This is a genomic window from Chachezhania antarctica, from assembly GCF_003646465.1.
In the GTDB taxonomy this organism is placed as follows: Bacteria; Pseudomonadota; Alphaproteobacteria; order Rhodobacterales; family Rhodobacteraceae; genus Chachezhania; species Chachezhania antarctica.
In genome coordinates this window covers 185738-192225 of the sequence record NZ_QZEX01000008.1, presented here as the reverse complement: position 1 = coordinate 192225, position 6488 = coordinate 185738, and the positions used below count along the sequence as shown (strand labels likewise).

General features: G+C 64.7%; 6 protein-coding genes. 1 reads left to right on the top strand and 5 read right to left on the bottom strand.

What is annotated here, in order from left to right:
* Nucleotides 1–483 precede the first annotated feature (483 nt).
* The 5 genes from D4754_RS16890 to D4754_RS16870 all read right to left on the bottom strand — a co-directional run bounded on the left by D4754_RS16890 (nucleotide 484) and on the right by D4754_RS16870 (nucleotide 5738).
* Entirely contained in the window at nucleotides 484–1884 is a 1401-nt protein-coding gene (locus D4754_RS16890; protein ID WP_121065927.1) for a TRAP transporter large permease, read from the bottom strand.
* Between the two features lie 4 nt (nucleotides 1885–1888).
* On the bottom strand, nucleotides 1889–2518 hold the full coding sequence (locus tag D4754_RS16885) for a TRAP transporter small permease subunit (protein ID WP_121065924.1): 630 nt from the start codon (nucleotides 2516–2518) through the stop codon (nucleotides 1889–1891).
* A 92-nt stretch (nucleotides 2519–2610) separates the two neighbouring features.
* Nucleotides 2611–3627 carry a C4-dicarboxylate TRAP transporter substrate-binding protein gene (locus D4754_RS16880; RefSeq protein WP_121065921.1) on the bottom strand — a complete coding sequence of 339 codons (1017 nt, stop codon included), beginning with the start codon at nucleotides 3625–3627 and terminating at the stop codon, nucleotides 2611–2613.
* Nucleotides 3628–3810: 183 nt separating this feature from the next.
* Entirely contained in the window at nucleotides 3811–4533 is a 723-nt protein-coding gene (locus tag D4754_RS16875; RefSeq protein ID WP_121065918.1) for a glutathione S-transferase family protein, read from the bottom strand.
* On the bottom strand, nucleotides 4530–5738 hold the full coding sequence (locus D4754_RS16870) for a CaiB/BaiF CoA transferase family protein (RefSeq protein WP_121065915.1): 1209 nt from the start codon (nucleotides 5736–5738) through the stop codon (nucleotides 4530–4532). The genes D4754_RS16875 and D4754_RS16870 overlap by 4 nt, the downstream gene beginning before the upstream one ends.
* A 178-nt stretch (nucleotides 5739–5916) precedes the next feature.
* Here D4754_RS16870 and D4754_RS16865 point away from each other — a divergent pair, with 178 nt between their 5' ends.
* Nucleotides 5917–6480 (top strand): tetratricopeptide repeat protein, encoded by a 564-nt coding sequence (locus tag D4754_RS16865; protein WP_121065912.1) that lies wholly within the window; start codon nucleotides 5917–5919, stop codon nucleotides 6478–6480.
* The last annotated feature ends 8 nt before the right edge of the window (nucleotides 6481–6488 follow it).

Below are 6488 nucleotides of genomic sequence, written 5' to 3'. Positions count from 1 at the left end.
CAGGACCGCAGCGACACATCCAAGCCAACATAATGTTCCATTCGAAGTCTCCCTTGCTCACAGATTTCCTGTGATCCTATCGGGAGCTCGACCTCAGTGCAGGGTCAGCCCAATTACGCATGCTAAGAGCCCTTCCAAGACATTTGTGGTCCACGCAGCATACTATGGGAAGACGGCGACGTGCCATGGCCTCTTTGATCTGATGAGAATATCACATGGCTTATGACCCCGAAGACAATCCTGACGAGAGGTTTCACTTTGAGATATGGAGTGGCCCAACCGAAGCTTTGAAGGCTACAAACCCCAGCGTCTCGTATTGCGAAAATCACAACGCCGACTTTGACTATGGATTGGCCGCATTGGACTTCAAGCTTTCGGCTCTGGCGCTGATGGCGCGACAGCGCGAGGACCCTCATTTGTCGAATTGGACAGCCCCAGTGCGAGGGCATCCTTTCTTGTAAGCAAGGGGATCTATGCCCCTGCTCACCCAGCCAGCGACGGCAGGTACAGAACGATCGCCGGGAAGGCCACGAGCAGCGCGATGGTGATGCCGTCGGCGATGAAGAACGGGGTCACGCCGCGGAAGACGTCCTGCACGCTCAGGTCGGGCTGGACGCCCGCCACGACGAAACAGTTCAGCCCGATGGGCGGCGTGATCAGGCAGAACTCGGCCATCTTTACCACCAGGATCCCGAACCAGATCGCGCACATCGTGCCCGACATGCCGAAGGCGCTGTCGGCGGCCGCGACGGCCTCGCCCCCGTTCAGCGCCATCACCGCCGGGTAGACGACGGGCAGGGTCAGGACCAGCATCCCGATGGCGTCCATGAACATGCCCAGCACGGCATAGGCCAAAAGGATACAGATCAGGATCAGCATCGGCGGCATGGTGAGCGAGGTGATCCAGTCGGAAAACGCGCCCGGCAGATCGGCGAAGCCCAGGAAGCGCACGTAGATCAGCACGCCCCAGATGATCGTGAAGATCATCGCCGTCAGCTTCGCCGTTTCGATCAGCGCCGATTTCATCTCGCCCCAGCGCATGCCGCGGGCAAGGGCCATCAGGAAGACGACGAAAGCACCCAGCGCGCCGCCTTCCGTTGGTGTGCCCCAGGCATCGCCGAAGGGGTTGTAGACGAAGAACACGATGATCACGACGACCGCCACGATGGGCAGCGCGGGCGGCAGCGCCACCAGCCGTTCGCGCCATGTAAAGCCCTTCACTGCCGGGCCCACGTTCTTGAAGACCATGGCGATACCAATGATCAGCGCCGCATAGACCACCGCCGAAAACGCGCCGGGGATGAAGCCCGCCAGCAGCAGCTTGCCCACGTCCTGTTCCACGATGATCGCGTAAATCACGAGGATGGCCGAGGGCGGGATCAGCGACGCGAGTGTCCCCCCCGCCGCGACCACACCGGCCGCGAAACGTTTGTTGTAGCCAATGGCGATCATCTCCGGGATCGCGATCCGGGCGAACACAGCCGCCGTCGCGACCGAGGCGCCGGACACCGCCGCAAAGCCTGCCGTGGCAAAGACGGTCGACACCGCCAGCCCGCCCGGCACCCACGCGATCCAGCGCTTGGCGGCCTCGAACAGGGCACGCGTCAGCCCGGCGTAATAGGCAAGGTAGCCGATCAGGATGAAGGTGGGGATCAGGCTCAGCGCCTGGCTCGAGACCTTGGAATGGGGCACCTGCCCCGCGGTCTTCACGGCCACGGTCACGGCCCAGCCAATGTCTTCGGGGTCGAAGCCCTTCTTCGACCAGAAGATCATGAACAGCCCGATCAGCCCGGCCAGACCGGCGGCAAAGGCCACCCGCATCCCCAGAACGACCAGCACGAGCATGCCTGCGGTGACCCACAGGCCGATGGTAATGGAATCCATGGCCTTACTCCCGCCCGTCGAGTTGTCGTGCCTCGGCCGCGGCCTGTTCGGCCACGTCCTGTATCATCGGCACCGCCACGGGGTTATCGAGCCCCAGCACCAGCGCCCGTCCGTATCCCCAAAGCTGCAGCACCAGCCGCACGCTCAGCACGCTGAACGCCACCGGCGCCAACAGTTTCGCAGGCCAGAGCGGGATGCCGATGTCGATGGAGCTGTCCCGGCTCCACATCGGTGCGGCCCAGTCGAAGCTGCGCTGGAAATGGGAATAGGTTCCCCAGACCAGCATCACCATCAGCACAAGGATCAGGAACACACCCAGGAACTCCACGGCCCAGAGCGCCCGCCCCCGGAACCGCGAGACGACGATATCCATCCGGATATGACCGCCCTCGCGCTGCACAAGCGAGATGCCCATGAAGGCGATCAGCGGCATCGCCTGTTCGATCCAGTCGACATAACCCGGCAGCGGCGCATTGAAGAGGTTCCGTCCACCGACCGAAATCGCCGCCATCGCGATCAGCGCGAACACCCCGATCCCGCTGAGAAGCGCAAGGAAGCTTTCCAGTTTCAGCAGGGTCCGGTCGAGTCTGCTTAACAGACTGTCGTCTTCAAGAACGGCAGCGGATCCGGCCATGGGAACCTCTCTGGGGTTGTGTTGAAGCGGCGTAGAGACAGGGCCGCACAAAGGCGGCCCTGTCCGAAATCATCGATTGGCGTCGGACGGGATCAGTTGCCCGCCCGCTGCTCCTGAAGGGTCGTCACGACAATGTCGTAGAGCTCCTGCGCCGGCAGGCCCTGTGCGCTCATGTCCGCGATCCACTGCTCGCGGATCGGGTCGGCGGCCTTGGCCCGGAACGCATCGAGCTGCTCGTCCGAGATCTCGACCTTCGTCACGCCTTTTTCTTCCAGCACGTCTTCCCAGCGCTTCAGCAGCTGGTTGTAGTTGTCCACGTAGTGCGCGATCGCCTCGTCAACCGAGCTGTCGAGCGCTTCCTTGTGTTCCGGGCTCAGCGCCTCGTAGGCGTCGACGTTCACCACCACGGGGCAGTTCACGGTGCCGGGGTTCAGGTTCGCGGTCCACCAGTCGGCGCGGTTGATGGTGCCAAAGCTCAGATGCGCGTGCGGGGCAAATGCAACTGTGTCGACGACGCCGGATTCCATCGCGTTGTAGGCCTCGGTTGCCGGAACCGATGTCGGCACGCCGCCCACGGTCTTGAACGCTTCGCCCAGTCCGCCGGTCGCGCGAACGCGCATGCCGTCGAATTCGGCCAGCTCGTCACGCGGATCACCGGTGCCGACGATATTGTACTGCGGCATGGGCGAGGTCATCAGCAGCTTGGCATTCCAGCGGCCCAGATCGTCGGCCACGGCCGGATGGTCATAGACGGCATGGCTGACGGCAACTTCCTCTTCCAGCGTGTTCACGCCCAGGAACGGCAGTTCCAGCACGGTGATCGAAGGGTTCTTGTCGGCATGGTAGCCCGCGCAGAACTGCGCCATCTCGAACGCGCCGATCTCGATCCCGTCGAGGTTTTCACGCGGTTTCGACAGGCCGCCATAGGACACGTTGATCGTGAACTCGCCATCTGTCTTTTCCGAGACCAGCTCGGCCAGCTTCTCGACATGTTCGGTGAAGGCCCGGCGCTTGCCCCAGACCGAGGCATTCCACTCGGTCGCCGATGCTTCGGCAACAAAGGCAACGGACAATGCCGCGACTGCGGCTCCGGTCAAAAACTTCTGCATTATGTTCTCCCTGTTCGCGGTTTGTAAGTTCTACCGCCTTTCCCGAAACTAACCTGACGCCACGTCTCTTGCCAAGACCTGCCGCCACGGGATGCCCGGTGCAGTGTACACATCGACGGGTCGTGAAGGCATGCATTCATGCACGTACGGCGGGCCAATCGTGCCTGAACGCACGGCCGAAGATCAACCCTTGCCCGGTCTCAGCGACGCCGAGGTCTGGCTGAACAGCACCTTGTTGTTGTCGACCCGGTGCTGCCCGCGGTTCTGGTTCGCCTTGTGCAGGTCGATGGCCCGCTGCACCGCCGGCCGCGCCTTGATCCGAGCGCGCCAGTCGGCCACGCGGGGGAATTCGTCCAGCGACGCGCCCAGCGGCTTGGCGATGAAGACCCACGGAAAGGCCAGCATGTCGGCAATGGAATAGGCGCCGCCGACCAGCCAATCGCCCTGCTCCAACCGGTTTTCGAGTACACCGAGGTTGCGGTCATATTCGCCCAGGTAACGTTTGAACCCGTAATCCTTGTCGTCCTCGGGCGCGTAGTTCTGGAAATGGCTCAGCTGCCCGCCCATCGGCCCCTGGTTGCCGACCTGCCAGAAGAGCCATTCCATCAGCTCCTTCCGCCCGCGCCTGTCGTCGGCCTTTGGCGCGAACTGCCCGGTCCTGTCGGCGAGGTACAGCATGATGGCCCCGCTCTCGAACACCGGCACCGGACCGTCCCAGCCATCGCCGGGATCATGGTCGACGATGGCGGGCATCTTCGCGTTTGGGCTGATGGCAAGGAACTCGGGCTTGAACTGGTCGCCATCCGACAGCCGGATCAGGTGCGTGGTGTACTCCAGCCCGCATTCCTCTAGCATGATCGCCACCTTCCAGCCATTGGGCGTGGGCGCGTAATGGAAATCGATCATTCTTCCCCCTCCTGCGGGCCGGTGGCGATGCCCTCGGCGATCAGCATCTTGATGTCGTCTGTCGTATAGCCCAGCTGCGCCAGCACCGCTTCGGTATCCGCGCCCAGCTGATGGGCCGGATCGGGTCGGTCCAGCGGCAGGGTCGAGAACCGCGCCGGGGACCGCGCCTGCCGGATGCGGCCGGCCTGCGGGTGGTCGGCCTCGAAAACGGCCTCGTTCGCGATGACCTGCGGATGGCGATACAGCTCGGCCCGTGTCAGGACCGGGGCGCAGGGCACGTCATGCGCCGTCAGCCGCTCCATCCAGTTGGCGGTGGTGTCGGCCAGCAGCGCCTCCTGCGTGATCTCCAGCCGCGCGGGTTTGTTGATCTCGCGCAGGGGGACGGTCAGGAACCTCGGGTCGGTCAGCCAGTCGGGGCGGTTCACCGCGGCGGCCAGCCCTTTCCACGTCACGTCCGTATGGGCCGACACGGCCATCCAGCCGTCGGCGGTTTCGTAGATCAGTTCGATGAAACTCTGCGCCTCGGTGCCGGTCGTCTCCGGATCCTCGTCGCCCACGAAGGTGTGGCCCGACATGTCCGAGCTCCACAGGAAATGCGCGACCGTATCCAGCATGGACAGCGTCAGCGCCGTGCCCTGCCCCGTGCGTTCGCGCGCGAACAGCGCGGCGGTTATTGCCTGCGATGCCTGTATCGCGGTCACCTTGTCAGGCAGGATCGTGCGCACCAGCCGGGGCCGCCCGCCCGCGCCCTGCACGCTGGCCAGCCCCGACAGCGCCTGGATCAGCGGATCGTAGACGGGCCGGCCCGCCCAATCGCCTTCGAACCCGAAGCCGGCGATCGAGGCATAGACGATGTCCGGCTTGACGGCTCGCACCGCGGCCTCGCCCAGCCCCAGCCTGTCGGCGGCCCCGGGACGGAAGTTCTGGATGAAGACATCGGCCGTTTCGCACAGCTTCAGCACGGCCTGAACACCGCGCGGGTCCTTCAGGTTCAGCGTGACGGATCGCTTGCCGCGGTTGTTGTTCAGGAACGACGCCGAAAAGCCCCCGCGCCGGCCCGCCACCTGACGGCTGTGATCGCCACCCTGCGGATGTTCGATCTTGATGACCTCGGCCCCCTGGTCGGCAAGAATCATCGTGGCCAGGGGCCCCGAGATCATCGTCGTCAGGTCGACAATGCGAATGCCCGAAAGCGGTCCTGCCATCTGCGCTCCTCCCGTGACCCCGGGCAGCATGGGGCCAAGCGGGCCGGGACGCAACGCACGACACCGCGTGACACGGACGCGGACGACGCTTCGGGGCTGAACACTGTATCGCTTTGCGGTATCAGCAAAGCATTGGCGTCCCGGTCCCGGGCGCCGCGACCGCAAGGGGAACCCGGCGATGCCCGGTCCAGACAAGCTGACCGCCGCGCTGATGGCGCGGGACTGGGGGCAGGCTGAAAAGCTGCTGCGCCGGGCTGCGTCGTCGAAGAAGGCGGACGGGGCGGTCTTGTATAACCTGGGCAAGGTACTGCTGGAACAGGACCGCCCCGGTGCCGCGCTGGTGCAGCTGCGCAAAGCGGTCGCGCGCAGGCCGGGCCATGCCGACAGCTGGTACGAACTGGGCCGGACAGCCTTGATGGAGAACGATTTCCCCCTTGCGCTGCATGCCTTCACCAGGGCCTGCGCGCTGGCGCCAGAGGACATGGACGCGCGGCGGTCACTGGGCCGGGTCGCGCTCCGGTCGGGCAATTACGAGGCGGCGAAGACCGCGTGGTCCCCGCTGGCCGGCGATGCAGAGGCCGACGAAGCGCTCTACCGTATCGCGGCCGAAACCGGCGATGAGCGGGCCGAGGATCTGCGGCAGGCGTTGCTGGCGCGCCCCGCGGGCCGCGAGGCGGCGTTGAAAACAATGATGCGGGTATCGAAGGGCCGGGTGCCCTTGCGGGTGCCAGGCCGGTCGTGAACCAGCCG

Bases quoted from the DNA above. Each gene is read 5' to 3' on its own strand.
- D4754_RS16885 (WP_121065924.1), bottom strand. From the start codon at position 2,518: ATGGCCGGATCCGCTGCCGTTCTTGAAGACGACAGTCTGTTAAGCAGA.
- D4754_RS16870 (WP_121065915.1), bottom strand. From the start codon at position 5,738: ATGGCAGGACCGCTTTCGGGCATTCGCATTGTCGACCTGACGACGATG.
- D4754_RS16875 (WP_121065918.1), bottom strand. From the start codon at position 4,533: ATGATCGATTTCCATTACGCGCCCACGCCCAATGGCTGGAAGGTGGCG.
- D4754_RS16890 (WP_121065927.1), bottom strand. From the start codon at position 1,884: ATGGATTCCATTACCATCGGCCTGTGGGTCACCGCAGGCATGCTCGTG.
- D4754_RS16880 (WP_121065921.1), bottom strand. From the start codon at position 3,627: ATGCAGAAGTTTTTGACCGGAGCCGCAGTCGCGGCATTGTCCGTTGCC.
- D4754_RS16865 (WP_121065912.1), top strand. From the start codon at position 5,917: ATGCCCGGTCCAGACAAGCTGACCGCCGCGCTGATGGCGCGGGACTGG.